Raw genomic sequence first — 26,071 nt, 5'->3', positions numbered from 1 at the left:
GGTGTGACGAGATGGATGAAGTCACAGGCGATGGCTATGCCGAATTGCTCGACGACGGCTCGATCGAGATCACATTCGCCTACCACAACGGCGACGAGGCCATCCTCAAGGCAATACGTCAGACTTCTTCAACAGCTGCTAGTCTTACTGAGTCAGAAAGTCGGGGCTGCGGGGGGATTCGCGCTGGTCGCGGATTTGTTAGGGTGCTGCTTGGTGATCAGGGAAGCGCCCCGCCATGACCGACTGGACAGCCGAGAGTGAAGCCGCGGTCGACGCCTATGTCGATGCTTTGATCGGGGGGGATCGGCCACGCCGACCGAGCTGAGCCGCTGAACGATTATTGCCTCGGACTTCTGATGCCGATAGAGCGCAAGAGCGTGGAGCCGTTGGCGGCCGTCACGGCGCCGTCGCGGGTGTCGGTCAAGCATCAGTCTCTGCTGCATTTCGTGGGACAGGCGCCGTGGTCGGACGCGGCCTTGCTAGCGCGGGTTCGCGACCGGTCCTCAGGTCAGCAAGCTGATCCTGACGGATTTTGGCCTGCAGCGATTCTTCTTCCTTTAGGGGGGCCATGAACGGACCAGCTTGCTTCCCATCGTTGTTCGCGAGGACCAAGCCTACCCCAAGCCCGCTGAAGGACGGGTTAACTATCCAGGGGGGGTAGCCAGTGCGCTCACCATGGCTTCGGGTCGCAGGTCTGCTCTGAGGATTGCCGGCTGATCATCAAGGTCTCGTCCGCGCGCGTTTCTTGATCCGAATCATGCCAGGATCGGCAACGTCAGAGACAAAAGGAAGCCGCGCCCAGACAGCGTTCCAGAGCGGCAGCGCTATCTGCGATTCACCGCCTGAGCATGGCCGAAATGCCGTGGCGGACGAAGGGAAGATATTGGGCAAAGCGCAGCCCCGCATGTCTTGCAAGCCGTGCCGTCGGGTGCTCGCCTGAGTAGAGAGCGACAAGTACATTCGTAGCATGATAGAGCGGTGCCGCCGACAGACGCAGTCGGCTTTCGTATCTGCCGAGCATGTCGGGATCAGCAATGTGGCGGCGCTCGCGACATGCCGCCAGGATTCCATCGGCGAGTTGCTTCTGGCCACTGAGGCCGATGTTGAAGCCATGCGCGGTCACCGGGTGCATGCCGAGGGCAGCATCGCCGATCAGTGCCGCACTCGGAGCCCAGAACTTGTGCGCCCAGGTCGTGACCAGCGGATAGGCATGGCGGGTGCTTGCCAAGGTCATCTCTCCGAAGCGTCCTCGACACCGGCTCGTCAATTCCATGAGGAACAAATCGTCGTCGACAGCAAGCAGTCTGTCGGCCTCGCTTGAGCGCAAAGTGAGAAGCAGCGACGACACGCCTTCCATGAGTGGCAACATCGCTATCGTCTGATGGTGATCGAACCATTCGACCGCGATCTGGAGATGGGCGCGCTCGTGCCTCACCCGGCAAATCAGCATGGAGTTGCCAAGCCGATTGATGTCGGCGCCAACGCCGAGCAGGTCGCGCGTCGCGGATAAACGCGAATCCGCTGCAACGAGCAGCCGAGCGGCCAATTGCCTGCCATCAGAGAGCGTTATGACTGCTTCTTTGTGGCTGGTTGTTGCATTGACGACCGAGCGGCCGCACAGCAGCTGGGCATGATCCTGGAAGTGGACAAGCTTGAACAGGGCGTCGCGGATCCGACAATTTGGGACCAGAATTCCGAGTGGTTCCCCAGATCCGCTGGGAGAATCGAAGCTCAGGGCGAAAGGGCTCGATCCGTTGAGCACGCGCGCGCCTTGTAGCGGTGATTTGTCCGAAGCGGGGATGGCATCCCAGGCGCCGAGCTCGCGAAGGATTCCAACCGATGCGTGGGTCAGCGCGATCTCGCGACCGTCGAAAGCCGGATTCGCCAGGCTTTCGTGCGACTGCCGTTCAACCACTGCCACCTTGAGTCGGCTCTGGGCAAGCGATGCGGCGAAGGAAAGTCCGACCGGCCCGGCTCCGACGACAATAACGTCGAATCTGTCGACAGAGCCGGCCATCAGCGTGCCGCCATAGCGTCGGCTACCTGCGACGAAGGGCACTGGAACGCATCGCAATCGATCCACGGTTTGCGGCTCATCTCCCCAAGCGTCTCCACGCGACCTAACCGTCCGTTAGACATCCGTTCTCCGTTGAAAAATGGCTAATGAAACCATGCCGATGAAGAGATAACCCTGATGTGGATCAACCAGGCTCGATAAACGCGGCAACGGCGGGTTCACGGTCGACTGGTCGATCGCCACGCCATGGTCTGGTCAGGTCATCATGGAATGGCCGGCCCCGTTCGGTGCGGCCCTTTCCTGGCCGAAAGTTCGGCAACGTATTCTGGCTGATCCGTTCGCACCCGTCGCGCGCCGAAATCGGCATGACGCGAAGCAACCGCGGAAAATATTCGAGCGAGTCCTCGCAGGGCAGGCTGGGTCAACTGCGTGGCTCGTCGCGGTCGATCAGGATCCGCTCGGCGGCGCCATCGAGATCTTCATATTGGCCGCTCCTCAAGGCCCACAGGAACCCCGCCAGCCCAAGCGCTCCGAGGAACAGGGCCACAGGTATGAGGTAGGCGAGCGTCGTCATGAGGATTGTGCCAGTGCGCCAATGTCCGAGCGCCTGTCATGTCGGGCATCTTGCACCGATGCATTTGACACGAAACCTTGCAGACGTAGCGCATTGCCGATGACCAGGAGGGACGAGGCGGACATCGCGACCGCCGCGATCAGTGGCGTAACGTGCCCCAGAATGGCGACCGGCACGGCGATGCCATTGTAAACGATCGCGATGGCGATGTTCTGCCGGATCAGCCGTCCGGCCTTCCGCGAAATGTCTAAAGCAAGTGGGACCGCCAGAAGACTTTTACGCAGGAACACGAAATCCGCGGCGTTGCGCCCGATATCCGCCGCCGTGGCCGGAGCGATCGAAACGTGTGCGGCGCCCAATGCAGGCGTGTCGTTGAGCCCATCGCCGACCATCAGCACCTTGTGGCCAGTTCGGGTCAATGCTTCGATCTGTTCGACCTTCCCGGAGGGAAGCAACGCGGGAACGAAGCGCTCGACGCCCAGTGCTTCCGCCACCTCGCCGCAGGCAGCTTCTGTGTCGCCCGACAGCATCTCCACCGACACGCCGGCGCCGTTCAGTTGCTCGATGGCCGCCTTGGCATCGGCACGCAGCTCATCCTCGAAATCGAAAGTCGCGACAATGACCCCGTCCTTCGTCAGAACGGTTCCGCCATAGCCTTGTTTGCCTTCGCCGCCGGTCCGGGCTTTCCACTCACCCCATCCGCGGCGACCCAGCCGCCAGGTACTGCCCTCGGCGATGGCTTCGATGCCGAAGCCCGGATGCTCGCTGACGGATGCGAGTTTCGGCTGGCCGGCAAAGGCTGCATTGCCAGCGATTGCCTTCGAAAAGGGATGGCGGGAATGCGCTGCCATCTCGGCCGCCATGGCGAGCATCGTCGGATCGATCGACGGCGCATTGATCAGCCTTGGCAGTCCGAGCGTAAGCGTGCCGGTTTTGTCGAACAATGCCGTGTCGATCCCCGCCAGGCGCTCCATGGCGGAGCCGTCCTTGACCATGACGCCGCTTTCAAACAGCCGCCGCGCAGCGACCACCTGCACGATCGGCACGGCGAGACCGAGCGCGCACGGGCATGTGATGATCAAAACGGCGATGGCGATTGTTATTGCCCGGTGCCAGTCGCCGGTCGCCGCCATCCAGCCGAGGAACGTCACAAAGGCGGTGAGGTGGACCACGGGGGCATAGAGCGCGGAGACGCGATCGGCGATCCTGCGATGGCGGGCGCGGCCGCCCTCTGCCGCTTCCATCAGCCGAACCATTTCGGCCAGGAAGGAATCCTTCGCGGCGGCCGTCGCCTCGATGGTCAGCGGACCGGTGAGATTGAGTGTACCGGCCTGGACCTGCGCCCCCGGGCCCACCGTTCTGGGCGTGCTTTCCCCGGAAACCAGGGAACAGTCGAGATCCGATGCCCCGCCAATGATCCTGCCGTCGATGGGCACCCTCTCGCCAGCCGCAATCAAGAGCTCCATTCCTGGTTCGATCTCGCCAACCGGCAAGTAGTCGCGCGAACCATCCTCGCGCAGCACCATGGCGCCGCGCGCCGCCAGCCGAGCCAGTCCGTTCACGGCCGTCCGCGCCCGTTCCCGCATCACGTGATCCAGCGTGCGGCCGATCAGCAGAAAGAACAGCAGCGACACCGACGCGTCGAAATAAGCATGGTCGCCATGGTTGATCGTCTCGTAGAGGCTCATGGCGTAAGCGAGCGATACCCCGACCGCGATCGGCACGTCCATGTTCATGCGGCTGTGGCGCAGCGCATTCCAGGCCGAGCGAAAATAGATGCCGCCGGCGAAAGCGAGCGCAGGAATGGCAATCAAGGCCGAGACCCAATGGAACAGGTCGCGGGTCGCGCCTTGCGCGCCGGACCAGACGGAGACTGATAGCAGCATGATGTTACCCGCCGCAAAGCCGGCGACCGCGGGGGCGCGGATCAGTTCCGAGAGCGTCTTGTTCTTCCCATCAGCCTCGGGATCGAACAGGTGCGCGCCATAGCCCAGCCGTCCAAGTGTGGCGACGAATGGCGGAACCTCGTCGCCGCGCCACCGGACCGAAACACGTTTCGTCGAAAGATTGACACGAGCGCCTTCGACGCAATCCAGCTTGCCGATCGCCGTCTCGATCGTCTGGATGCAGGCGGCACAATGCACAGCCGGCACCGAGAGGTCGGTCTGGCGAAGATTTTCGCCAATCGAGCGGCTCGCCAGTCTGATTTCCTGGGCAGAAGGCAGGACCAGTGTGACCTTTTCCAGGTCCAATGCCATTTCGGCGCCTGGCGCGCAGCAGCTCATTGCAGCGCCCCGCGGGAAATCACGATCCGGCGAACGTCGCGATAGGGTTCCGCAAGGCTCGCATCGGCGTCGATTTCGACGATCCAGACGCCATCCTTGGGGATGTGGTGCGCGGCGAATATCTGACCGGAGGCAGCGGCAAGAGTGACGGATTTGTCCTCGGCCTCGTAGGCAGGATGACGAAACAGCACCTTGACGCCATGCACGGCAACCGTCTTGCCGCCAGCATCGGTGAGGCTGTAGCGGACCTCACCGCCTGCGATGGTCAGTTTGCCAGTCCAGCCGAGGGCTGCCTGAGCTCGCCCTTGCTCGGCCTTTTTGTTGAATTGCTGGCTCGCCACATAGGTGTTTTCGACGACAAGGCCGGTCCAGCTCGTGTTGGCGAGCGTCGCCATCGTGAGATTGACCGCTATGACCACGCCGAAGAAGCCAAGGATGGTGAACAGCATATGCCTGCCGGTGAATTCGCGGGATTGTCGCGAGGTGTCGCTCATCTGGCGATCTCCGGTGTGTTGAAAGTGGCCGTGTATTCGTTCGACTCGAAACTCGCTTTGTCCTCGACCTGGAGTGTGAAGGTCTGCGCTTCGCCATGGATCGCATCAGCAGGCAGGCGCACGAAAACCTTCAACATCTTAAGCCGGTCGGGTTCGACCTGGATCGCGAAAGAACGATCGGCGGGGAGATCGACACCGACGATGCTCATCTCTGCGCCTGGCAAGCCCCCTATGGTGACGATGATCGTTCTTGGTTCGGGGATCATGTTCAGCAGCTTGACGGTGTAGCCATTGCGGATAGAGCCGTCGGACAGCGTCACGAATTGCGGATTGCGGTCGTGCAAGACATTGATCTCGAGCCGGTCGCGCGTCATCAGCGAATAGAGCAGGCCCAGGCCGATCAGCCCCCACATAGCCATGTACACGTAGGTGCGGGGACGAAAGATCTTGCGGATGTGGAAATGAGCCACACTGTCTGAAAACAGGCCGTCAGCGGTTCTGACCAGCGACGGATTGACTGCACTGGAACCGCCCGCGGTCGCTAGCATCATGTTGGCGTTGTAGTCGGAGAGGGTCGCATAGGAGATCAACCCGCGCTCTTTGCCAAGCTTGTCCATAACGCCGTCGCAGGCGTCGATGCAAAGCGCGCAGGTGATGCATTCAAGCTGTTGGCCGTCGCGAATGTCGATCCCCATCGGACAGACGGCGACGCAGGCATTGCAGTCGACGCAATCGCCGATAGCCTTCCCCGCGGCTTGCGCCTTCTTGGCGTGACGTGAGCGCGGTTCGCCGCGCCAGTCATTGTAGGTGACGGTGAGCGAACTTTCATCGAGCATGGCTGCCTGGATGCGCGGCCAAGGGCACATGTATGTGCAGACCTGCTCGCGCATCAGCCCGCCGAACGTATAAGTCGTCGCTGTCAGCACGGCGACGGTGATATAGGCGACAGGCGCTGCCGTGCCGGTGAAGAGTTCGCCGAGCAGGGTCGGCGCATCGGCGAAATAGAAGATCCAGGCGCCGCCGGTCGCCGCACCTATGACTAGCCAGATGGCGTGTTTCGATACCCGCAGCACCAGCTTGCGGGCAGTCCACGGCCCGGCGTCAAGCTTCATGCGCGCGTTGCGGTCGCCCTCGATGGCTCGCTCGACGACCAGAAACAGATCGACCCACACGGTCTGCGGGCACGTATAGCCGCACCAGGCCCGGCCGACGGTGGATGTGATCTGGAAAAGGCCGATACCGGCCATGACCAGCAGGCCGGCCACATAATAGAATTCCTGTGGCCAGATCTCGATGAAGAAGAAGTAGAATCGGCGGTTAACGAGGTCGAGCAGCACTGCCTGGTCGGGCGCAAACGCGCCGCGGTCCCACCGCAGCCATGGTGTCAGGTAGTAGATACCGAGGGTGATCGCCATCACCAGCCATTTGAAACGGCGAAAGCTGCCTGAGGCCTGTTTCGGGAAGATCTTCCTGCGCGGGGCATAGAGGGGCTGCCGGGTCTTGGCGGAGTTGACCGCCTCGGCTTCGAGCCGTTCTATTTGCGTGTTATCAAGCACGATAAGCTCCAGTCACCAGCGACGATTTCGCCCGAAGCCCGACCCATCGGTTCTGGATGATGTCGAGGCCCGGCTCGCGCCGGGCCTCGTCGCTTGGCGGTGGGGAGGACGAGAATAGGCTTCCGTTCCTATTCTCCGCCGCCAAGCGAATGGACATAGACCGTGAGTTCCTTGATCTTGATCTCGCCGAGACGCCCCATCCATGCCGGCATGGTGCCGTGCTTCGGCGCGCGGACCTGCGCGGCGATAGCCGTCTCGCCCGGTCCATAGAGCCAGATCGCGTCAGTCAAGTCGGGTGCGCCGAAGTCCTTGTTGCCCTTTGCATTCTCACCATGACAGGCGGCACAATTCTCGGCGAAAACATTGGCGCCGGGCTCGATCATGCTTGTGTCCTGAACAGGACCGGAGAGGCTTGCGACATAGGCGGCGACTTGCTTGATCTGATCCGTCGTGATGATGTCGCCAAAAGCAGGCATTTCCGACAGGCGCGTGTCCGGGTCTGATGCGAAGCGGATGCCGTGCGCAATCGTCTGCTGGATCTGTTCGGCCTTGCCACCCCACAGCCAATCGTCGTCGTTCAGGTTGGGAAAACCCTTGGACCCCTGAGCGCCCGAGCCATGGCACTGCACGCAATTGACCTTGAACGTGGCTCCGCCAGCCGCAACGGCGAATTCGCGCAACGCGTCGTCGGCAGTAATCTCGGAGACGGTCTTCGCCTGAATGGCAGCGACATATTTGCCCTTGGCCACTTCGGCGGCCGCCAGTTCATTCTTGACGTCGCCGCGGCTCGAATATCCCAGCACACCGCTGGTCGCGGAAGTCAGCATCGGCCATGCCGGATAGGCGACGGTGTAGCCGATCGCCCAGGCAATGGTGATGTAGAAGGTGATGACCCACCAGCGCGGAAGCGGGTTGTTGAGTTCCCTGATGCCGTCCCACTCATGGCCGGTCGTCGAGATGCCCGAAACCTCGTCGATATGCTCGCGGCTCATGATCAGTCGTCCTTGAGAGGAATTTGAGCGGCTTTGTCGGCTTGCCTGCGGCTGCCGGGACGAAGTGCAAAGGCAACGCATCCGACGAAGAAAAGCGCCATGGCAAGCAGGCCCCAGCTGTCGGCAAACTCCCGCATGAAATTGTACGTCATCGCCATTCTCCTCAGCGGTAGCCGGCGGCCTCATCGTAGTTCTTGAAATCGACCAGCGTGCCGAGCATCTGGAGATAGGCGACCAGGGCATCCATTTCGGTGACCTGCTGCGGATCGCCGTCGAAATCGCCGGTCTTGACCTTCGGATAGCGAGCCTCGAGGCCCGAACTATCGGCATTCGGGTCGGCCTGCGCCATCAGATCGGCATTGGCATGAGCGATCATGTCGTCTGAATAGGGAACGCCGACCCGCCTGTTCGCGACGAGGTGCGTCGAGAAGTCCTTCACCTCGATCGGCGTGTCCTTGAGGAAGCCGTAGCTCGGCATGATCGATTCCGGCACCACGGAGCGCGGGTCGGACAAATGCTGCACATGCCAGGTGTTCGAGTAACGGTCGCCGACGCGGGCCAGATCCGGTCCGGTTCGCTTCGATCCCCATTGGAACGGGTGATCGTACATCGACTCGGCCGCCAGGCTGTAGTGGCCGTAGCGCTCGACCTCATCGCGGAACGGCCTAATCATCTGGCTATGGCAGAGGTAGCAGCCCTCACGCACATAGATGTTGCGTCCGGCGAGCTCAAGCGGCGAGTAGGGCCGCATGCCTTCGACCTTCTCGATGGTGTTGTCGAGATAGAAGAGCGGCGCGATCTCGACGATGCCGCCGACTGTTACGACCAGCAGGGACCCGAGGAGAAGAAGTGTGGCGTTCTTCTCGATAACCTTGTGTTTGTCCATCAGGCCCATTTTCTGGCTCCTGATCGCACAGGCTGGAGGGCGGGGATGGAGCCGGGCATCGGCTCTTCCTCGCGCTGGTGGCCGAGGATGGTCATGGCGATGTTCCAGGCCATGATGAGGGCGCCCGACAGATACATCGCGCCGCCGATGGCACGCATGATGTAATAGGGGTGCATGGCGGCGACGGTCTCGGCGAAGGAGTAGACCAGGAAGCCCTGCTCGTCGTACTCGCGCCACATCAGGCCCTGCATGATGCCTGAAACCCACATGACGGCCGCGTAGACGACGATGCCGAGCGTCGCCAGCCAGAAGTGCCAGGTGACCAGCCGCAGCGAATAGAGACGCTCGCGGTTCCACAGCTTCGGTACCATGTAGTAGATCGCGCCGAACGAGATCATGCCGACCCAGCCGAGTGCACCGGAATGGACGTGGCCGATGGTCCAGTCGGTATAGTGCGACAGCGAGTTGACGGTCTTGATCGCCATCATCGGGCCTTCGAAGGTCGACATGCCGTAGAAGGCGACGGCCATCACCATCATACGGATGATCGGGTCGGTGCGCAGCTTGTCCCAGGCGCCCGAGAGCGTCATCAGGCCGTTTATCATGCCGCCCCACGAGGGCATCCAAAGCATGATCGAGAACACCATGCCGAGCGTCTGGGCCCAGTCCGGCAGGGCGGTGTAGTGGAGGTGGTGCGGACCGGCCCAGATGTAGAGAGAGATCAAAGCCCAGAAGTGGATGATCGACAGGCGGTAGGAATAGACAGGTCGGTTGGCCTGCTTGGGCACGAAATAATACATCATGCCGAGGAAGCCGGCGGTGAGGAAGAAGCCGACGGCATTGTGGCCGTACCACCATTGCGTCAGGGCGTCCTGTACGCCGGAGAAGGCTGAATAGCTCTTGGAGCCCAGGAAGGAGACCGGCATCGACAGGTTGTTGATCACATGCAGCATTGCGATGGTCACGATGAAGGCAAGGTAGAACCAGTTGGCGACATAGATGTGCGGTTCCTTGCGCTTCAGGATCGTGCCGAGGAACAGGATGAGATAGGCGACCCAGACAATGGTCAGCCACAGGTCCACATACCATTCGGGCTCGGCGTATTCGCGGCTCTCGGTGATACCGAGCAGGTAGCCGGTTGCCGCCATGACGATGAACAACTGATAGCCCCAGAACACGAACCAGGCGAGATCGCCGCCGAACAGACGCGCGCGGCAGGTGCGCTGCACCACATAGAGAGACGTGCAGATCAGCGCGTTGCCGCCGAAAGCAAACACAACACCGGATGTGTGCAGCGGCCGCAGTCGGCCGAAATTGAACCAGGGCTGGATGTTGAGATCCGGGTAGGCGAGCTGCAGGGCGATGACCACGCCGACCAGCATGCCGACGACGCCCCAGAATACGGTGGCGATGGCACCGTAGCGGATCGGCCCATCCATGTAAGCGGCGGGGTCGATCGGAACTGCCGGCTTGAACTCCGTGTTGCGCAACAGAATCGCAGTGAAGCCAGCCACGGCGAAGAACAAAACCCACATATGCCGCCGAAAAGGTTCATCTACGCCGAAGCCGGCAGCCACCAGGGCCGCAAACGCAAACAGGCTTAGAAGGACGATCTCTGTGCCGAATTTCATCGCAAGCCCCGATTTCCAATTCCGGCGGGCGCCAAACCGCAGTGCCTTATTGCGCAGCCGTGGCCTGCTCGCCCTGATCCATGTCAGAGCCGCACGATTTTGCTTCGAGCAGCATCGAGTTCGGTGCGATCAGACTGCGGCGATCGAATGTGGAAGCGCAGCATCGGCCGCCACGCTTATGGACAGGCCCGGCGTCCCCGGTCGGGTCGGGTATGGAGGCGATCGCGGGCGTGTGGGGGAGCGCGCCTTCTGTGACGCTGGAAAGTAGGCCGATGCCTTGCCGAACGTCGATCGTTTCAATGCCTTGGGACAGCCAGCGCCAGCGTTGCGCTGCCTTCGTGACATTCATGGTTCGGGGAGACGGCGATTTTCCCCTACGTATGAGGCGTATTGACTTCGGCCGAGTGCGATCCTGCCTGGAACAGCCGGTTGCACGTCGAGCACGTCGAGGATGGATGCTTCTCCGACGAGTTGGCCGAAACGCACCTGGCTCATGCGATCGGATGGAGAGCGGGCTGTCGCTATGCGACTTCTTCTAAGCCCAACGCGAGCATGCCCTGCCCCGAACGAAGTAAGTGACGTAGGCCATGCAGCTTCGGTGTCATTCAAACGGCGGTTGCGCCTCGGCCGCCGCAGCGCCGTTCCAGCCGGCTCATGCTGTCCACGGTGACACGGCGGTTGTTCTCGATCCGAATCACGCCGTCCATTCTCAGGCTGGTCAGCTGACGGCTCACGGTCTCGTTTGTAATTCCAAGGAAATCAGAGATGTCGGCACGCGTCATCGGCAGCTCGAAGCACGCCGACCTAGCTGCCGGGTCAACACTGGAACCGATGTTCCGGGCGATCATGAGGAGAAAGCTCGCCACCTTCTCCGGTGCGGTCTTGCGCCCCAGAGTCACCATCCATTCGCGTGCCTCGTCGAGTTCGTTCAGCGCCTGCTTGAGCAGGCGATGCACAAATTCCGGTGATTCTTTCATCATCCGTTCGATGGCCGCTCTCGGAAACGAGCATAGCGAGACAGCTGTTGCCGCTTCCGCATTGATCGCGCTTTTCATCTTGAAGGGCCGTCCCAGAAAATCCGGCGCGAACTGGAGACCGACGATCTGCTGGCGGCCGTCCGAAAGGCTCTTCGTGAGCTTCACCACGCCTGAAAGCACGTTTGAATAACAGTCGACCGCCTCGGCGTCGCCGATCAGTTCGACCCCCGGCTCGATATTGTGCCGCGACGACGTCTTGGCGAGCTGAGCCAAATGGTCTGGTTCGAGCGCACCACAGACACCGCGGTGCCGTGCCTCGCAAGACAGGCAAAGAACGGGAATGCCGGAACTGTGAATGTCGTGCCGTAATGTCATTCGATCGCTCTACCGGTCCAGTGCGGGCAGGATAGCAATCGACGGTAGAAAAATCCTTGCGGCAGTTTGTCCGTGCTGAAGGTTGATCGAAATCAGGGCTTAGGCTCATCCAAGCATCCACAGTTCCGGCGACGCAAACATGGTGGACCACGACATGCGACTGGAGCTAGCTGCCAGACTTGGCGAGAACGTCCCGCGCTATACCAGTTATCCGACAGCGCCGCATTTTCATACAGGCATTGATGCTGCAATTTGTCGTGGCTGGCTGCAGGCGCTCAACGATGGCGATGAGATCTCGCTCTATCTGCACATCCCGTATTGCGACAAGCTTTGCTGGTTCTGCGCTTGCCACACCAAGCAGACACGCCACTACGAACCAGTGACCACATATCTGCGCTCACTGGATGCCGAGATCGCAACCGTCTCCAGTCTTGTCGCAGGCAAGGGCCGCGTGCGTGCCGTCCATTTCGGCGGCGGTTCGCCAACGATGCTCAAACCGGAGGATCTGGTGGCGCTGGGAACCGTCCTGCGCAACAGCTTCACGTTTCTCCCCGGTGCAAAGATCAGCGTTGAGATCGAACCCAACGATATGGACGATGCCCGCCTCGATGCACTTGCCGAAATCGGCATGACAAGGGCGAGCCTCGGCGTCCAGGATTTCGACCCGAAGGTGCAGAAAGCGATCAACCGCGAGCAGAGCTTTTTGCAGACCAAGACGGTTGTTGATGGCGTTCGTTCGCGCGGCGTCGAATCCGTCAATCTCGATCTGCTCTACGGCCTGCCGCATCAGACCAGGGAGAGCGTCGCCTCCACGGTTGCACAGGCACTGACCCTGGAACCGGATCGGATCGCGCTTTTTGGCTACGCCCATGTACCGTGGTTCAAGAAACATCAGACGATGATCGACGAGGCGTGGCTGCCAGGGCCAGAGGAGCGATTTGCTCAATCGCAATTGGCGGCGCGGGCGATCGTGGACCAGGGATACGAAGCAATCGGGCTCGACCATTTCGGCAAACCGGGCGATGCCCTCGCGCTTGCCGCCCGCGCCGGAACACTGCACCGGAACTTCCAGGGCTATACCGAGGATCGCTGCGAGACCTTGATCGGCCTTGGCCCGTCATCCATCAGCCAGTTTCGCCAGGGCTATGCACAGAACATGCCTTCGACCGCCGAGTATGGACGCATGGTTGCTGATGGCGGGCTGGCCGCTGTTCGGGGTATCGCGCTTTCCGACGACGACCGTGTTCGCGGCTGGATCATCGAGCGATTGATGTGTGACTTCGGCTTCTCGGCGATTGAGCTGGTGGAGCGCTTTGGCGAAGCCGGCCAAAGACTTCTCCTCAAGGCGAGTTCCACGGCTCTTCATGGTCCTGCGCGGCTGCTTGAACTTGATGGTGACCGCTTCGTCGTGCCTGCGGAAAGCCGGCCCTTTGTCAGGAGCATCGCGGCAAAGTTCGACAAATATTTCGAAAGTGGAACGGCCAGGCACTCAGCGGCAGTCTGAGCACCGCAGAGGAACGGTCATGGTTCTCAGTCGATCGTGAACCGATTGCGCTACGTTTTTCACTGTTGACCTGCGACCGTCGTGTCAAGAGAGGATTCGGAGCGGACCAGACGCGTCTTGGCATAGCGACGATATCGTCCGGTCGTGCCTTCCGGCGCCGTATTCCATTTCGCAGTCCCTAAAGCGCCACGTCGAGTCCGGCCTCTTTTCTGTATCGGAAGCAGTCGACAATCGTCTTGGCCAGATCATGGTTGTCGGCCAACAGCTCCCTTCGGCCTTGCAACAAGAATCCGCAAGGACCGTGCCAGCTGCAGCAGGCGCCGCCGCATCGCACCACCATACTATCCACCCGTGGCTCGCGCTAACCTTTGATTGGTTCGCGCCAGGGACGCCCGTCGAAAGCGAGCCTCGGCAACAATCCGAGTCGTAAGCGGCTGGCCACGCTCCTGGTGCCGGTGGCAGAAGTCCGCAAGCACCCCGGCAGCGCCGTCAAGCGTGGGACAACCCGTCCACCCGAATATCCGCCGGGGCAGTTTCAGTGAAAAGCGGGCCTAGGCTAGACGGCTCTCTTGTTACCCCAGAGCATAACGTGCAGCTGCGGCAGCACACGGGCTTCGAACCACCTGTCGCGGGTCACGGCATCAACCAGCCACTCCATGCGCTTCAATATTCCGTCAAGGTCGACAGGAGGGTCTTCATTTGCGGGGCGTGGCGGCGTGTGATTGCCGGGTTGCAGATAGATCGGAAGTCGCGGAAATCTCGCAGCGGCGTCTTTCGCGTAGGCGTAGTCCCTTTCGTCGAAAACAATGAGCTTGAGCACGACTTGCGGCCTGCCTTGTGCCGCCTGGAGGCACGCCTCGAAAGCGGCCCAATCGGTCGTCATTTGGCTTGACGGCGGCTTTGGGCTGAGCACTAGCACGTCAAGGTCGGAAAACCAGTCCCTGGCCACCGAACCTTGGGTTTCCAGCGCAAAACGGTAACCTTCACCATGGCCTCGCTCGATGAGCGCGCCGAGCGGCTGGATGGCCGGATTGCCGCCTGACAGCGATACCATCAGCGGGCGGCCACCGGAAAGCGCAAGCACGTTTTGCCACACCGCGCCAATGGACATCATCTCCCATTCATGCCGGAATTGATTGTCCACCGCATGCAGGCTGTCGCACCAGGAACAGCGATAGTCACACCCGCCGGTTCTGACGAAGACCGTCGGCAAACCGATGAGCACGCCCTCGCCCTGGATCGTCGGCCCGAAAATCTCACTCACGCGGATTGCGGGATGCGTATCGGTCATGGCCGGTATTCCGCCCAGGTTTTCGGTGTTTCGCTCACCCGCACGGCCGAGGTTTCGCGCAGGCGTGCCTTGCACCATTCATAAAAATGTCTGGCCAGATATTCCGCCGTGACTTGCTCATGTCCCAGCACGTCGTTGAGATGTCGATGGTCGAAGCTCTCGTCGATGTAGCGTTTGAATGGCGCCAAGTCGTGATAGTCGCGCACGAAGCCGTTGTCGTTCAGTCCATTCGCTGAAAGCTCCACTTCAACGATGTAGTTATGCCCGTGCAGGCGCGCGCATTGGTGATCGGGTGGCAACGAGGTGAGCTGATGCGAGGCTGAGAAGTGGAATTCCTTGGTGATGCGGAACATTACGCGGTCCTCCTTCGCAGCGCATCGAGCCAGAAGTCGGAGTCCTCGTAGTCGGTGGGGTCCGGCTGCCCAGAGAGATGAAACGCCTCGCGCCGCTCGACGCAGGTCCCGCACCTCCCGCAGTGACGCTCGGCGCCCTTGTAGCAGGACCAGGTCTGCGCAAATGGCGTGCCGTATGCTGCTCCATTCCTAACAATGTCCGCCTTCGTGAGATTCACATAGGGTGCATAAATGCGAATCTTCGCGTAGCCGTCGAGCGCGTGGTCCTGCATCATCTGGAAAGCGTCGATGAAGGCCGGACGGCAGTCGGGATAAATGAAATGATCCCCACCATGCACGGCCGTCGCCACCGCGTCAGCGTCGTGCGCTGCGGCGAAGCCGAAGGCAATGGCCAACATGATGGCGTTCCGGTTCGGCACCACCGTGACCTTCATCGTGTCTTCGGCGTAGTGCCCGTCGGGCACGTCCACATTATCGGTCAGCGCGGAGCCGGAAAGGCCGCCGCCGATCTCGTGGATGTCGATGATGCGGTGCGGGACGCTCAGTCGCTCCGCGCAAAGGGCGGCGAAGCCCAATTCCTTCCTATGCCGTTGGCCGTAATCGAAAGATAGGAGGCCGGCGAGTTCGTGCTCCGCTGCCACCTTGTGAGCAAGGGTAACGGAGTCCAATCCGCCGGAGCAGACGACGAGAGTCTTCATCGTTGGGTCCTTGTTTTAACCGGGTAGGCTGCGACCGGAGATTTCTCTGCGCTCCCAGTACTTCAGGAAATCCATTTTGTGAAGTGAACGGGGGCGAGTTTCATGCGCTGACGTGCCGCTGTGTGCAAGGCGCCCTCGCAGTGAGCCTGCAAGGAACACGGACTAGCGAAACGTCACGCTTCAGCGGAATGCTCAAAGGCGAGCGCACCAGAATATCATCTGCAGGAGGTCCGGACCTTCGTAAACAAAGTTCTCGACGATCAAGCGCCCGGCGGTCCCGAGTTTTCGAGGGACACCACCGCGAGGGTTTCAGGTACAAGACGGCCCAAGGATGGGCTTGCCGCAAAGACCGGAATTGCCAGTGGGATGTTCAGCGACGCCGATGCAGATGTCTGGAATGATCACGACATCAATTGTCGCGGCAACTTTGGCTGGCCTGCTCCTCGGGTTCCGTAGATCCAGCGCATTCCGCTTCAGGATCGGTTCGAACCGGAGCACGCCCTCGGTCAATGGACGTCCGGCAAACCCTGAATGATCGGTCGTGAGCCGACATCTGTGAACAAGCGGTGTGGTCGATTGCTATCACCCATGTGTTGCGCGCAGGTACCTTATGGCAGTGGATGAACTGGATTTGATGGTTTTACAGCTGGCGGTCGAAAGCGTCCGCTCGCTCTCCTTAAGCTTCGCTGAAAAGGCCGCCGAGGTAGCCACCAGGAGCCGCGGCATCCTGCTTTTCGACGTGCGGGTCGACGGTGACGCGGAGGTCCAGCGGGTCGCAGCCATCCGATATCAGGGCGACCAGATCGGGGTGCTGGCGTTGGACAGACAGGGCCTTGTTACCCACCATTGCATCGTCAACGGTACGTTCTCACATTTCACTGCGCCCTTGGAGAACTGGCACAGCATGCCCCTGTCGATGCAGGCCAAGATCGATGCCAACGGCCATGCCAGTCTCTTCCTAGGGGCCTTGCGAAATGCCGGACATTTGCTGGGCAGCTAGCATTTGGCTAGAATGCATCTGTGAATTTTTGCATGCGCATCGCTGCCGAACCGCCGGCATGATTGTCGTGCTCGAAAACGGCGGCGGCGATAGCGGCAAAGCGATCGCCGCGATGATGGCGATCAACGCGTGGGCGTTGCATCGATGCGCGATCGTTTGAGACGGAGATCTCCGCCTGGCATCGAGCAACATGCACGGAGGTACGCAAAGCGCAAATGCATCAAGTAGTTGAAGGGACGAGCCCCTCGCGCAAATGGAGCTTGCGCTGCCGTTGTCGTCGCATCGTGCCGCCGAACTCGGGGGCGTGACGATCGACCACGATGGCCTGTTTTTTTGCAAAGTCGAATGGCCCGATTCCGAAGCCAAGGAAAAAACTCCGACCACAGCGAAGAATAGTAACAACACGGGCGACGCAAGCCGCCTTGCCCTCTAGCAGGGGAGGTGCTTGCGGTGCTCTCACCGACACGAGATCGCAAATGGCACGTGGGTGAGCACCAGGACACCCATGGTGATCGGCTTGACTCACTGGAGGAAGCACAAGGCCTCAGCGGGCAGAGGCGCAAGCGACGGTCGAATACTGGCTGGCTGCTCGGGATCTGATCGGAAATGACGTAGGATTTGGTTGCTTAAGCCGATCCGAACCATTTCCCGGAGACCACACCCACCATGAACGATCTTGCGCTGCCGCTGAGCGGTTTGTCATCAGTCGGCGGCAAGTCCGTCGTCGCCCGTTTCGACGGCGGCATGCTGTCGTCCAACAGCGGCGTTCTGGCCTTGGCCGAGGTGGAAAAGCGGTTGCGGGTGGCCGAGCGTCTGGCGCGTTGCATCGGCGATCCGCGCTGCCCGGACCAGGTCGTCCACAGCCTGGCGGACATGATCGCTTTCGCATGAAGATGATCGCCGCCGGCTACGAGGACGGCAACGACGCCAACCGGCTGCGCCGCGATCCGGTCTTCAAGATGGCCCAGGATGCGCTGCCGTCGGGTCGGGATCTGGCGTCGCAATCGACGCTGTGCCGGCTGGAGAACCTACCCGGCGTGCGGGAGCTGGTCGCGATGGGACGGGCGATGGTCGATCTCTATTGCGCCTCGTTCCGGCAGGTGCCGAAGCGGATCGTACTCGACATTGACGACACCTTCGACGCTGTGCACGGAGGCCAACAGCTTCGCCTGTTCAATGCCCACCATGACGAGTACGGCTTCCAGCCGATCGTCGTGTTCGATGGTGCGGGACGGTTCGTCAGCGCGATCCTGCGACCGGCCAAGCGGCCGAGTGGGGCTGAGATCCGCCCCCACCTGCGCCGTCTGGTGCGGGCGATCCGGATCAACTGGCCGAACATTCGAATCCTGCTCCGCGGCGATAGCCATTATTGCAACCCGCAGGTCATCGACTGGTGCCGCGCCAACGACGTCGACTTCATCTTTGGCCTCGCGCCCACCACGACCCTGCGCAAGCATGTCGCGGATCTGGAGGCCAGCACGACGGCGCGCTTCGAAGCGTCGGCCAAGACAGGCAAGGTCCGCAGGTTCAAGGAGTTCGTTGACGGCGCCCGCGGCGCGGCCGGGCCGGCAGCACTCAGGCGACTATAACGGGCGCAGAGCCGACCCTGCGGCTTCCAGACATTGTCGTGTACAGCTTCAGACCCTCAAGCCGAGCCCGCAGGGCCTCGCTTACCTTTTACGGGGCGGCGGTACGTCCAAGCCGCTTCAACAGTTAAGAATTTCGCAAAGACGATACCCCCGGATCGTCGAGCTTCCGCTGCCACTTCCCGCATTCGCCGAGGCGGTCAATGACCCGCCCTTCACAATAGTTATCCGGCAAGCATCTGGATGCGAGAGATAATGTTGCCGGAGGCATCTCTCGTGGCTTCTACACCTGCCTGAACGCCAGAACCGCGTTCGTGCCGCCAAAGGCGAAGGAGTTGCTCAGTGCCACGCGCACCTTGCGCTCGCGTGCCACATTGGGCGTGACGTCGAGATCGCAATCGGGGTCCAGCTCACGATAATTGGCAGTCGGCGGCACGACGCTCTCGCGGATAGCCATCACGCAGGCGATCAACTCGAGCGCGCCGGACGCGCCGAGGCAATGCGCGTGCATGGACTTGGTAGAAGAAATGGACATTGAGAAGGCGTGCTGACCGAAGACGCGCTTGATCGCCGCCGTCTCGATCTGGTCGTTGGCCTTGGTGCCGGTGCCGTGCGCGTTGAGATAGTCGACATCCTCGGCGTCCAGCCTGGCATCGGCAAGGCAGGCCCGCATTGCTGCCTCCGGCCCCTCGACAGTCGGCGCGACGATGTCGGACGCATCGGCGGAAAGGCCGGCACCGGCAATTTCGGCAAGGATGGTGGCGCCCCGAGCCAGGGCATGCTCGTAGCTTTCCAGCACCGCCATGCCGGCGCCTTCACCAAGCGACAGGCCCTGGCGATCGGCCGAGAATGGCCGGCAAGTATCGGGCGAAAGCACGCGGATCGCTTCCCATGCCTTCAGCACACCCCATATGAGCGGCGCTTCGCTGCCGCCGGCAAGCATCACGTCGGCCCGGCCGAGCCTGATCTGGTCCACCGCGCAGGCAATCGCATGGTTTGCCGAGGAACAGGCGGACGTGACGCCGAAGACCGGCCCGCGCAGGCCGAGACTCATGCTGACCTGGCCGGCAGCGGCACCCGGCATCGCCTTGGGTACAGTCAAGAGAGCGGCACGCTTACCGCCCAGAAGGATGGCGCGGTAGGTTTGCTCGATCGCATCCCACCCGCAGCCGCCAACGCCCACCGTCGCACCGAAGCGATAGCTATTTCCCTCTTTGGAGGAAAGTCCGGCCTGACGCATGGCTTCGCGCGCCGCAAGCACAGCGAGCAGGCTGAAGCGGTCCATGGAGATGAGTTGCTTGCCGTCGATGTCATGCTCCGGCAGCGCCTTGATCTCGGCACCGATCCTGACCCTCAATTCATGGAGCTCGGAGTTGACGATTGGGCCGATGGCGGAGCGGCCTTCTCGCATCTCTGTCCAAATGGCGGCGGCGTTGGTCCCAAGCCCGCAAATACCGCCAATCCCAGTAATCACGACGCGCCTGTCCATTCACACCCCCTTAGCGAGCAAGCTGCGCACGGCTTCCACCATGTCCCCAACATTCTGGAGATCCGACCATGCCTCGGCCGTATTCATCTCGATCTCGATGCCGTAGGCCTGCTCCAGGTCCCAGAGAACGTCCGCCAATCCCAGTGAATCGATACCGAGCGAAGTCAGTCCCGTGGCAGCCGTTATCTCGCCGCCTGTGGCAGGCGCTATGCCGCCCTCCGACGCGGCGCGCTTCTTGATCATGGCGATTATTTCGTTGGCGAGTTGATCTGCCATCTTGTTCCTTTCCAGCTTGCGTTTTCGGCGTCGTTCAAAACCCGAGTCGCGTCGCGTTGCCAAAATTGCCCCTCATAGAGCCTGTGCGACCGACCAAGCCCAATGCCCATAGGAACCGGACGAGTTCCGGCTTCTGCGGCGTCAGCCCGATGACGAAGAAAAGTCGCCGGCCTCCCGCTTTTGCGCCAGCACATCAAGAATCTGCGTGTAAATGGATAGGAACCGTCGTAAAACGTCAGCTAAACGCTGCGACGGTGGGTGCTGTCAGCGTATTCACTCGGCACCTCATATGTAATCGAGATGTTTCATAGCTCCGGACCAGTTGCGATCAACTATTGTACCGGTCCGCCATTCGTCGGAGAGTTCGACATGATCGGAGCGCTGCCTCTCATTCCCAGTACAATCTCCACCGCACGCGACAGATTTCCTCTTTCGGGCTCTTCTCAAGGGACTCGCCACGCGATAGAGGCAGTGATCGGCGCACGTGAGGTCCTGCCAAGTCCATGCGACATTCCGGAAAATTGGTAAAATCGTTTGTTTCAATCAAATGCATCCACGCTATGGATAGCTAAGACATGCGTTTCAAAGGGCTCGATCTGAATCTTCTCGTCGTTCTCGACGCGCTGCTGAGCGAGCGCGGCCTCACGGCGGCGGCACGCCGCATCAACCTAACCAAATTCATGGGGGTTGGTGGATGTGGCGCAAGCCGTTGAAATGACGTAGGATTTGGTTGCTTAAGCCGATCCGAACCATTTCCCGGAGACCACACCCACCATGAACGATCTTGCGCTGCCGCTGAGCGGTTTGTCATCAGTCGGCGGCAAGTCCGTCGTCGCCCGTTTCGACGGCGGCATGCTGTCGTCCAACAGCGGCGTTCTGGCCTTGGCCGAGGTGGAAAAGCGGTTGCGGGTGGCCGAGCGTCTGGCGCATTGCATCGACGATCCGCGCTGCCCGGACCAGGTCGTCCACAGCCTGGCGGACATGATCGGCTTTCGCATGAAGATGATCGCCGCCGGCTACGAGGACGGCAACGACGCCAACCGGCTGCGCCGCGATCCGGTCTTCAAGATGGCCCAGGATGCGCTGCCGTCGGGTCGGGATCTGGCCTCCCAATCGACGATGTGCAGGCTGGAGAACCTGCCCGGTGTGCGGGAGCTGGTCGCCATGGGGCGGGCGATGGTCGACCTCTACTGCGCCTCGTTCCGGCAGGTGCCGAAGCGGATCGTGCTCGACATTGACGGCACCTTTGATGCCGTGCATGGCGGCCAGCAATTGCGCCTGTTCAACGCCCATTATGACGAATACGGCTTCCAGCCGATCGTGGTGTTCGACGGCGAGGGCCGCTTCGTCGGTGCGGTTCTGCGGCCGGCCAAGCGGCCGAGTGGGGCAGAACTCTGCCCCCACCTGCGCCGCCTGGTGCGGGCGATCCGGAGCAATTGGCCGAACACCCGGATCCTGATCCGGGCCGACAGCCATTATTGCAGTCCGCCGGTCATCGACTGGTGCCGCGCCAACGGTGTCGACTTCATTCTCGGCGTGGCGTCCACCACCACATTGCGCAAGCATGTCGCGGACCTGGAAGTCAGCACGCACGCTGGCGCGTTTTGAAGCGTCGGCGAAGACGGACAAGGTCCGCAGGTTCAAGGAATTCTTTGACGGCGCCGGCAGCTGGAGCCGTGTCGAGCGCATCATCGCCCGGGTCGAGGGCGGCGCCCACGGCCCCGACACCCGCTTCATCTTCACCAACCTTGCCGGTGGCAAGGCCAAGGCGCTCTACGAGGATGTCTACTGCCGGCGCGGCGCTGCCGAGAACCACATCAAGTCGTGGAAGACGCATCTCGCCGCCGACCGCACCTCCGGCACAAGAGCGACGGCCAACCAGTTCCGGCTGTTCCTGCATGCCGGCGCCTACTGGCTCATGGGGGGCCTGCGCGCCCCAATGCCGAAACGCTCGAGCTTCGCAGTCGCCCAATTCGACACGCTGCGACTGCGCCTCATCAAGATCGCCGCGCGCGTGGTCGAGATGAAAACCCAGATCCGCCTGCACCTGCCGACCTCCTGCCCGGACCAGCGCATCCTGCGCATCGTGCTTGATCGGATCCCGCAGCTCGTGACGTAGCCGACGGGGCGCCAACGCCCCGAAACGAACCCGCCGACCGCAACCCGCAAACCCCCGCCTGCCATCACGACGGAGCAATCCCGGCGCCTGACGAGGCGCGTGGAAAAGCACCGCAACGGCGACCACAACGTCGCTTCAGGCCTTCAAAAGCTTATTGCCGTGCATCAAGGCGGCTAGAAGCGCGCCGGCAGCCTGGCGGGGGGCTTGGGGTTAGACTGCCGGCGCACGCCACTCATGAAGAGCGGCCCCTTTTTGCGGTTCCGACACCCATAGTCAACCCGGCAGCGTCTGGATGCCCGCTGTGCTCTTTTCAGAGCGGCTCGCGATGCCGGCCATGTCGGCCGATCCTGCCTAGGATGGTTGCGACTCTCGTCGGCCGAGTTGATGCTCCAGCCAGTATCGCCTTGCCGACCAGCATGAGTTCGCCGTTAGCAATCCATCGTCGCGAGCCGATGCTATCGTGCACGTGTCGCAGCACTCCGGGCGGCTATATCGCCGAAGACAGCATGACGAAGTTCCAACTTCCTGTTCGGCGAGCCCGTGTGCAGTTCCTGAATCGGACAGTGGACGAGAATTCTCTTGGCGGTACTGCGCCAGAAGGCATTCGCGTCCAACGGAATCAAGCGACGACTATCAGCCGCAAACTTCACATCACAAGAGCGGTCTTCCACCCATTGCAGATTATCCAACTGATCAGGCGGCGTCCGATATGTCCGACTCTGCCTCGAGAATTCCCACAGGTATGGACAGCGATCTCGCTATCCGATTCCGATAGCCCTTATTGTACTTTAGACCCCGCTCGATGTTTTGGATTTCCTGAGCGGCAAGCCCGCACGCGACCGCGAGGTCCTCGATTGAATACCCAAGGTGCTCACGATAAGCGCGGATGATGTGGGTCCCCTGCGACATAGCCGTCAAGACTGGCTCGGGAATGCGCGAATCCTTCATAAACATCTCCAAGAAGATGGGAGCGCCTGACAAATCGGGAGATTTCCTCCCCGACCCTGGCGCACACCCAGCAAATCAAAAAAATGGACGTCCATTCGGCCGGACCGGCCTCATCCATGGAATGGGCCACTTGAAATTGGCAGCCGGGTCGGAATATGGCGGCTCACCTGCTTCTGATCAAGTTCTAAGAACCTGCCCGCCACGAGATGGCCTGATCGGCTGTAGCGCATTCGACCTGCGATCCTACACGACTCATTCTCCCCGATGGCTTTCTTGAACAGCAACTCGAACTCTCACTGACGCCTCCAGTGGCTATTCGCGGCACCGTCCACCCAGCCTCGCGGACGCTGATACCTTCGACCAATTTCCACCGCCGATGCGAAGATGGACAAGCATCGCCACCTATAAAGGTTCACAATCACTCGACCGTGACCGATTTTGCGAGATTGCGCGGCTGGTCTACGTCTGTGCCCATGAAGAGCGCCGTGTGGTAGGCAAGAAGCTGTATCGGCAGCGAGAAGATCATCGGCGCGATAATCTCGTCGACAGCCGGCAACACGAGCGTGTGCATGGTGTTGAGTTTCGATGCGGCTGCCCCTTTTTCATCGGTGATGAGGATAATCCGCCCTCCACGGGCAGCCACTTCCTGCATGTTGGAGACGGTCTTGTCGAAAAAGCGATCATGGGGCGCGATGACGATCACTGGCATGTTGTCGTCTATCAATGCGATCGGACCGTGCTTCAATTCACCCGCCGCATAGCCCTCGGCATGGATGTAGGAAATCTCCTTGAGCTTCAGCGCACCTTCCATCGCTAGCGGGAAACTGGTGCCACGGCCGAGATACAGGACGTCACGACACTTTGACAGTTCGCGCGACAGGAACTCGATCTCCGGCTGGATGCTGTTGAGTACCTGGCCCATGACGCGCGGCACTTCGGCGAGGCTCCTGACGAGCGCCTGCAGCTCGTCTTCGGTTACGGTCCCGCGGGCTCTGGCGGCGCCGATGGCGAGTGCCGCTAGAACGGCAAGCTGGCAGGTAAACGCCTTGGTGGAGGCGACGCCGATCTCCGGTCCGGCAAGGATCGGGAAGACCGCATCGGCCTCCCGAGCGATGGTCGATTCGCAGGCATTGACGATAGCGCCAATTTTCAGCCCACGCTCCTTGCAGTACCTCAACGATGCGAGCGTATCGGCGGTTTCGCCGGACTGCGAAATGAAAAGAGCCGCCGACTGCGGCGACAACGGGATCTCGCGGTAACGGAATTCGGACGCAACGTCGATTTCAACCGTCAGGCGCGCATAGCGCTCGAACCAGTATTTTCCGATCAGTCCGGCGAGATAGGCGGTCCCGCAGGCCGAGATCGCCAAGCTCGGGATCCTGGCGAAATCGATGCCAGAAACCATGTCGGCGCGATTCTCTATGATGTTGCTATAGTGACGGAGAGCATGGGCGATGACTTCGGGCTGCTCGTAGATTTCCTTCTCCATGAAGTGGCGATGATTGCCCTTGCTGGCCAGATCGGCCGCGGCCGTGGAGGTATGGCGCGGACGCTCGACGGGATGGCCGTCGAAATCGAAGATATGGGCGCCCGAATTGCCGACAATGGCCCAGTCGCCCTCGATGAGATAGGTAATTTCATTGGTGAAGGGAGCAAGCGCGATCGCGTCGGAGCCCAGGAACATCTCGCCGTCGCCGTGACCGATCGCCAGCGGCGGTCCGTTGCGCGCCGCCATGATGGTCGACGGATCATCTTCGAAGAGGACGGCAAGCGCATAGGCGCCCCTGACGCGTTTCAGCATGGCACGCATCGCCTCTTGCCGCCTCATGCCCTCCCGGCGGTGTCTTGCCAAGAGATGCGCGATGACCTCGGTGTCGGTGTCGGTCTGGAACTCGGCGCCAGCCGCCGCCAATTCGTCCTTCAGCTCGGTGAAATTCTCGATGATGCCGTTATGGACGACGGCGACACCGTCGGTAAAGTGCGGGTGTGCATTGTGTTCCGTCGAGGCCCCATGGGTTGCCCAACGCGTGTGGCCGATGCCGATGTTGCCGCTCAGCGGCTCTTCCTTCAGTCTCCTCTCGAGATTGACGAGCTTGCCCTCGGCGCGCCGGCGGTGCAAGGCACCTTCGGTGATCGTCGCAACGCCGGCGGAATCATAGCCGCGATATTCCAAACGCTTCAATGCGTCGACCAACCGATCCGACACCGGCTGTTGCCCAACGATGCCAACAATCCCGCACATGTTCGTCTCCCCATTCTTGCCGGCAGCTTCAGCCCACGCGAGACGGATACCCATCCGGCCGCGTTCATTGGGGACCTTGTAGTAGTATTCGGTAATATTGGTACAATTGATTGTAGGGATAACTATCATCCACCCCATGGATGAGCCGCGTTTGTGGGCCCTGATCTAACTTCTCGTTGCGCCTGACGCCCTCATGCCCGAACGCAAGCCCACACCCCGCGGCACGAAGGAACAATCGGCCATGCGCGAACCATCCCGGCTACGCACCTGACCACGGACCGCCGCCGCTCGTGATCACGCGGTGATCGGCATGATCACAAGCACTGTAGTTAGGCAGCATCAGCGACGCATGATCGGCATCATCATCATCGGCAGCGTCGGCGCCGTCGGCATGATTCACGTGTTCGTCACGTTGATCATAATCATCGTCGCCGCCGATCAAGTTTAATGCCTGCCGCTGTTGACGCGGCTTTCGCCGGTAGAGTTTAGCCCGCGATGGCCTATCAATACGCTGTTGGTCGGCATGGCCGAAACCGAGAGTCAGGCGGCGCAGGCCACAGAGCACGTTCAGCGACCGTTTCAGTCAGCGCCGGCTTTGTCGGGGTTCGAAACGTCATCAGGATTCTCGGGGCATGAATGCACTATCACGAAAACGTTGGTTCTCAGTGCTTCGTCCGTATTACTCAAACCCGATTCCCGCTGCGGAAGAACTAGGCGCGTGTCACGTCTTGTACAAGGCACAATAGCAGTGAGAAATGGAGATTGATGCCTGCGCGTT

General features: G+C 61.1%; 23 protein-coding genes and 5 pseudogenes. 9 read left to right on the top strand and 19 right to left on the bottom strand.

Annotated features, from left to right (window positions below; all coding sequences use genetic code 11):
* Positions 1-11: 11 nt before the first annotated feature.
* Together NKI50_RS25450 and NKI50_RS25445 are read left to right on the top strand one after the other, a co-directional pair.
* The gene (locus tag NKI50_RS25450) at positions 12-239 is read left to right on the top strand and encodes a hypothetical protein (RefSeq protein ID WP_352717927.1); all 228 of its coding nucleotides are present in this window, start codon (positions 12-14) and stop codon (positions 237-239) included.
* Positions 236-494 (top strand): annotated as a pseudogene (locus NKI50_RS25445) (transposase); the annotation flags it as partial. The gene NKI50_RS25450 and the pseudogene NKI50_RS25445, both read left to right, overlap by 4 nt.
* A gap of 341 nt (positions 495-835) precedes the next feature.
* Here the strand turns inward: NKI50_RS25445 and ubiM are convergent.
* The 11 genes from ubiM to NKI50_RS25390 form a co-directional block, all read right to left on the bottom strand.
* Entirely contained in the window at positions 836-2,017 is a 1,182-nt protein-coding gene (gene ubiM / locus NKI50_RS25440) for a 5-demethoxyubiquinol-8 5-hydroxylase UbiM (protein WP_352717991.1), read from the bottom strand.
* Positions 2,018-2,438: 421 nt separating this feature from the next.
* The gene (ccoS, locus tag NKI50_RS25435) at positions 2,439-2,591 is read right to left on the bottom strand and encodes a cbb3-type cytochrome oxidase assembly protein CcoS (protein WP_023679633.1); all 153 of its coding nucleotides are present in this window, start codon (positions 2,589-2,591) and stop codon (positions 2,439-2,441) included.
* Entirely contained in the window at positions 2,588-4,876 is a 2,289-nt protein-coding gene (locus tag NKI50_RS25430; RefSeq protein ID WP_352717925.1) for a cation-translocating P-type ATPase, read from the bottom strand. Before NKI50_RS25430 ends, ccoS begins: the two co-directional genes overlap by 4 nt.
* Positions 4,873-5,370, bottom strand: a complete 498-nt coding sequence (locus NKI50_RS25425; RefSeq protein WP_352642228.1) for a FixH family protein — start codon at positions 5,368-5,370, stop codon at positions 4,873-4,875. The genes NKI50_RS25430 and NKI50_RS25425 overlap by 4 nt, the downstream gene beginning before the upstream one ends.
* Positions 5,367-6,926 carry a cytochrome c oxidase accessory protein CcoG gene (gene ccoG / locus NKI50_RS25420; protein ID WP_352717923.1) on the bottom strand — a complete coding sequence of 520 codons (1,560 nt, stop codon included), beginning with the start codon at positions 6,924-6,926 and terminating at the stop codon, positions 5,367-5,369. Before ccoG ends, NKI50_RS25425 begins: the two co-directional genes overlap by 4 nt.
* Before the next feature lie 128 nt (positions 6,927-7,054).
* Complete coding sequence (gene ccoP, locus NKI50_RS25415; protein ID WP_352717921.1) at positions 7,055-7,918, bottom strand: cytochrome-c oxidase, cbb3-type subunit III; 864 nt, start codon at positions 7,916-7,918, stop codon at positions 7,055-7,057.
* 2 nt (positions 7,919-7,920) lie between these two features.
* A complete protein-coding gene (locus tag NKI50_RS25410) occupies positions 7,921-8,070 on the bottom strand; it encodes a cbb3-type cytochrome c oxidase subunit 3 (protein ID WP_352717919.1) in 150 nt (49 codons plus the stop codon).
* 11 nt (positions 8,071-8,081) lie between these two features.
* Entirely contained in the window at positions 8,082-8,813 is a 732-nt protein-coding gene (gene ccoO / locus NKI50_RS25405) for a cytochrome-c oxidase, cbb3-type subunit II (protein ID WP_352717917.1), read from the bottom strand.
* The gene (ccoN, locus tag NKI50_RS25400) at positions 8,804-10,435 is read right to left on the bottom strand and encodes a cytochrome-c oxidase, cbb3-type subunit I (protein WP_352717915.1); all 1,632 of its coding nucleotides are present in this window, start codon (positions 10,433-10,435) and stop codon (positions 8,804-8,806) included. The genes ccoO and ccoN overlap by 10 nt, the downstream gene beginning before the upstream one ends.
* Before the next feature lie 46 nt (positions 10,436-10,481).
* Entirely contained in the window at positions 10,482-10,784 is a 303-nt protein-coding gene (locus NKI50_RS25395; RefSeq protein WP_352610871.1) for a hypothetical protein, read from the bottom strand.
* Between the two features lie 256 nt (positions 10,785-11,040).
* Positions 11,041-11,787 carry a Crp/Fnr family transcriptional regulator gene (locus NKI50_RS25390; RefSeq protein ID WP_352717913.1) on the bottom strand — a complete coding sequence of 249 codons (747 nt, stop codon included), beginning with the start codon at positions 11,785-11,787 and terminating at the stop codon, positions 11,041-11,043.
* A 154-nt stretch (positions 11,788-11,941) separates the two neighbouring features.
* On the opposite strand from NKI50_RS25390, the gene hemN reads away from it, so the two are divergent.
* Positions 11,942-13,291, top strand: coding sequence for an oxygen-independent coproporphyrinogen III oxidase (gene hemN, locus NKI50_RS25385; protein ID WP_352717911.1), 1,350 nt, complete (start codon positions 11,942-11,944; stop codon positions 13,289-13,291).
* Between the two features lie 556 nt (positions 13,292-13,847).
* Here the strand turns inward: hemN and queE are convergent.
* The 3 genes from queE to queC are packed head-to-tail and all read right to left on the bottom strand — an operon-like array spanning position 13,848 to position 15,633.
* Positions 13,848-14,582, bottom strand: coding sequence for a 7-carboxy-7-deazaguanine synthase QueE (gene queE, locus NKI50_RS25380; RefSeq protein ID WP_352717909.1), 735 nt, complete (start codon positions 14,580-14,582; stop codon positions 13,848-13,850).
* Positions 14,579-14,935, bottom strand: coding sequence for a 6-carboxytetrahydropterin synthase QueD (gene queD / locus NKI50_RS25375; protein ID WP_023722053.1), 357 nt, complete (start codon positions 14,933-14,935; stop codon positions 14,579-14,581). The genes queE and queD overlap by 4 nt, the downstream gene beginning before the upstream one ends.
* Positions 14,935-15,633, bottom strand: a complete 699-nt coding sequence (gene queC, locus NKI50_RS25370; RefSeq protein ID WP_023679622.1) for a 7-cyano-7-deazaguanine synthase QueC — start codon at positions 15,631-15,633, stop codon at positions 14,935-14,937. Before queC ends, queD begins: the two co-directional genes overlap by 1 nt.
* Before the next feature lie 610 nt (positions 15,634-16,243).
* Between queC and NKI50_RS25365 the strand changes: the two genes are divergently transcribed.
* From NKI50_RS25365 to NKI50_RS25350, 4 genes and pseudogenes are all read left to right on the top strand, one after another.
* Positions 16,244-16,633, top strand: coding sequence for a hypothetical protein (locus tag NKI50_RS25365; protein WP_352717907.1), 390 nt, complete (start codon positions 16,244-16,246; stop codon positions 16,631-16,633).
* 253 nt (positions 16,634-16,886) lie between these two features.
* Entirely contained in the window at positions 16,887-17,066 is a 180-nt protein-coding gene (locus NKI50_RS25360; RefSeq protein ID WP_352717906.1) for a hypothetical protein, read from the top strand.
* A 233-nt stretch (positions 17,067-17,299) separates the two neighbouring features.
* Positions 17,300-18,183, top strand: a pseudogene (locus NKI50_RS25355) (IS1380 family transposase); the annotation flags it as partial.
* Positions 18,184-18,351: 168 nt separating this feature from the next.
* Positions 18,352-18,516 (top strand): annotated as a pseudogene (locus tag NKI50_RS25350) (LysR family transcriptional regulator); the annotation flags it as partial.
* Here the strand turns inward: NKI50_RS25350 and NKI50_RS25345 are convergent.
* Both NKI50_RS25345 and NKI50_RS25340 read right to left on the bottom strand, forming a co-directional pair.
* Positions 18,503-19,708, bottom strand: coding sequence for a beta-ketoacyl-[acyl-carrier-protein] synthase family protein (locus NKI50_RS25345; RefSeq protein ID WP_352453892.1), 1,206 nt, complete (start codon positions 19,706-19,708; stop codon positions 18,503-18,505). The pseudogene NKI50_RS25350 and the gene NKI50_RS25345 sit on opposite strands and share 14 nt — an antisense overlap.
* Positions 19,709-19,984: an acyl carrier protein gene (locus NKI50_RS25340; protein ID WP_023679611.1), complete on the bottom strand. Its 276-nt coding sequence runs from the start codon at positions 19,982-19,984 to the stop codon at positions 19,709-19,711.
* Between the two features lie 575 nt (positions 19,985-20,559).
* Between NKI50_RS25340 and NKI50_RS25335 the strand changes: the two are divergent.
* Both NKI50_RS25335 and NKI50_RS25330 read left to right on the top strand, forming a co-directional pair.
* Positions 20,560-20,661: pseudogene (locus NKI50_RS25335) on the top strand (LysR family transcriptional regulator); the annotation flags it as partial.
* A gap of 97 nt (positions 20,662-20,758) precedes the next feature.
* A pseudogene (locus NKI50_RS25330) lies at positions 20,759-22,103 on the top strand (IS1380 family transposase).
* Positions 22,104-22,796: 693 nt separating this feature from the next.
* Here NKI50_RS25330 and NKI50_RS25325 read toward each other — a convergent pair.
* From NKI50_RS25325 to NKI50_RS25315, 3 genes are all read right to left on the bottom strand, one after another.
* Positions 22,797-23,012, bottom strand: a complete 216-nt coding sequence (locus NKI50_RS25325; protein ID WP_352453550.1) for a helix-turn-helix domain-containing protein — start codon at positions 23,010-23,012, stop codon at positions 22,797-22,799.
* A 457-nt stretch (positions 23,013-23,469) separates the two neighbouring features.
* A complete protein-coding gene (glmS, locus tag NKI50_RS25320; RefSeq protein WP_352717904.1) occupies positions 23,470-25,293 on the bottom strand; it encodes a glutamine--fructose-6-phosphate transaminase (isomerizing) in 1,824 nt (607 codons plus the stop codon).
* A 259-nt stretch (positions 25,294-25,552) separates the two neighbouring features.
* Positions 25,553-25,735, bottom strand: a complete 183-nt coding sequence (locus NKI50_RS25315; protein ID WP_352717902.1) for a hypothetical protein — start codon at positions 25,733-25,735, stop codon at positions 25,553-25,555.
* Positions 25,736-26,071 lie beyond the last annotated feature (336 nt).

The sequence above is a fragment of the Mesorhizobium sp. M0563 genome (genome assembly GCF_040321065.1).
Taxonomy (GTDB): domain Bacteria; phylum Pseudomonadota; class Alphaproteobacteria; order Rhizobiales; family Rhizobiaceae; genus Mesorhizobium.
This window is presented reverse-complemented; position numbering and strand designations above follow the sequence as displayed.

What these genes read in the sequence shown, in the direction of transcription:
- NKI50_RS25450 (WP_352717927.1), top strand. Translation starts at nt 12, where the DNA reads ATGGATGAAGTCACAGGCGATGGCTATGCCGAATTGCTCGACGACGGC.
- ubiM (WP_352717991.1), bottom strand. Translation starts at nt 2,017, where the DNA reads ATGGCCGGCTCTGTCGACAGATTCGACGTTATTGTCGTCGGAGCCGGG.
- ccoS (WP_023679633.1), bottom strand. Translation starts at nt 2,591, where the DNA reads ATGACGACGCTCGCCTACCTCATACCTGTGGCCCTGTTCCTCGGAGCG.
- NKI50_RS25430 (WP_352717925.1), bottom strand. Translation starts at nt 4,876, where the DNA reads ATGAGCTGCTGCGCGCCAGGCGCCGAAATGGCATTGGACCTGGAAAAG.
- NKI50_RS25425 (WP_352642228.1), bottom strand. Translation starts at nt 5,370, where the DNA reads ATGAGCGACACCTCGCGACAATCCCGCGAATTCACCGGCAGGCATATG.
- ccoP (WP_352717921.1), bottom strand. Translation starts at nt 7,918, where the DNA reads ATGAGCCGCGAGCATATCGACGAGGTTTCGGGCATCTCGACGACCGGC.
- NKI50_RS25410 (WP_352717919.1), bottom strand. Translation starts at nt 8,070, where the DNA reads ATGACGTACAATTTCATGCGGGAGTTTGCCGACAGCTGGGGCCTGCTT.
- ccoO (WP_352717917.1), bottom strand. Translation starts at nt 8,813, where the DNA reads ATGGGCCTGATGGACAAACACAAGGTTATCGAGAAGAACGCCACACTT.
- ccoN (WP_352717915.1), bottom strand. Translation starts at nt 10,435, where the DNA reads ATGAAATTCGGCACAGAGATCGTCCTTCTAAGCCTGTTTGCGTTTGCG.
- NKI50_RS25395 (WP_352610871.1), bottom strand. Translation starts at nt 10,784, where the DNA reads ATGAATGTCACGAAGGCAGCGCAACGCTGGCGCTGGCTGTCCCAAGGC.
- NKI50_RS25390 (WP_352717913.1), bottom strand. Translation starts at nt 11,787, where the DNA reads ATGACATTACGGCACGACATTCACAGTTCCGGCATTCCCGTTCTTTGC.
- hemN (WP_352717911.1), top strand. Translation starts at nt 11,942, where the DNA reads ATGCGACTGGAGCTAGCTGCCAGACTTGGCGAGAACGTCCCGCGCTAT.
- queE (WP_352717909.1), bottom strand. Translation starts at nt 14,582, where the DNA reads ATGACCGATACGCATCCCGCAATCCGCGTGAGTGAGATTTTCGGGCCG.
- queD (WP_023722053.1), bottom strand. Translation starts at nt 14,935, where the DNA reads ATGTTCCGCATCACCAAGGAATTCCACTTCTCAGCCTCGCATCAGCTC.
- queC (WP_023679622.1), bottom strand. Translation starts at nt 15,633, where the DNA reads ATGAAGACTCTCGTCGTCTGCTCCGGCGGATTGGACTCCGTTACCCTT.
- NKI50_RS25365 (WP_352717907.1), top strand. Translation starts at nt 16,244, where the DNA reads ATGGCAGTGGATGAACTGGATTTGATGGTTTTACAGCTGGCGGTCGAA.
- NKI50_RS25360 (WP_352717906.1), top strand. Translation starts at nt 16,887, where the DNA reads ATGGAGCTTGCGCTGCCGTTGTCGTCGCATCGTGCCGCCGAACTCGGG.
- NKI50_RS25345 (WP_352453892.1), bottom strand. Translation starts at nt 19,708, where the DNA reads ATGGACAGGCGCGTCGTGATTACTGGGATTGGCGGTATTTGCGGGCTT.
- NKI50_RS25340 (WP_023679611.1), bottom strand. Translation starts at nt 19,984, where the DNA reads ATGGCAGATCAACTCGCCAACGAAATAATCGCCATGATCAAGAAGCGC.
- NKI50_RS25325 (WP_352453550.1), bottom strand. Translation starts at nt 23,012, where the DNA reads ATGTCGCAGGGGACCCACATCATCCGCGCTTATCGTGAGCACCTTGGG.
- glmS (WP_352717904.1), bottom strand. Translation starts at nt 25,293, where the DNA reads ATGTGCGGGATTGTTGGCATCGTTGGGCAACAGCCGGTGTCGGATCGG.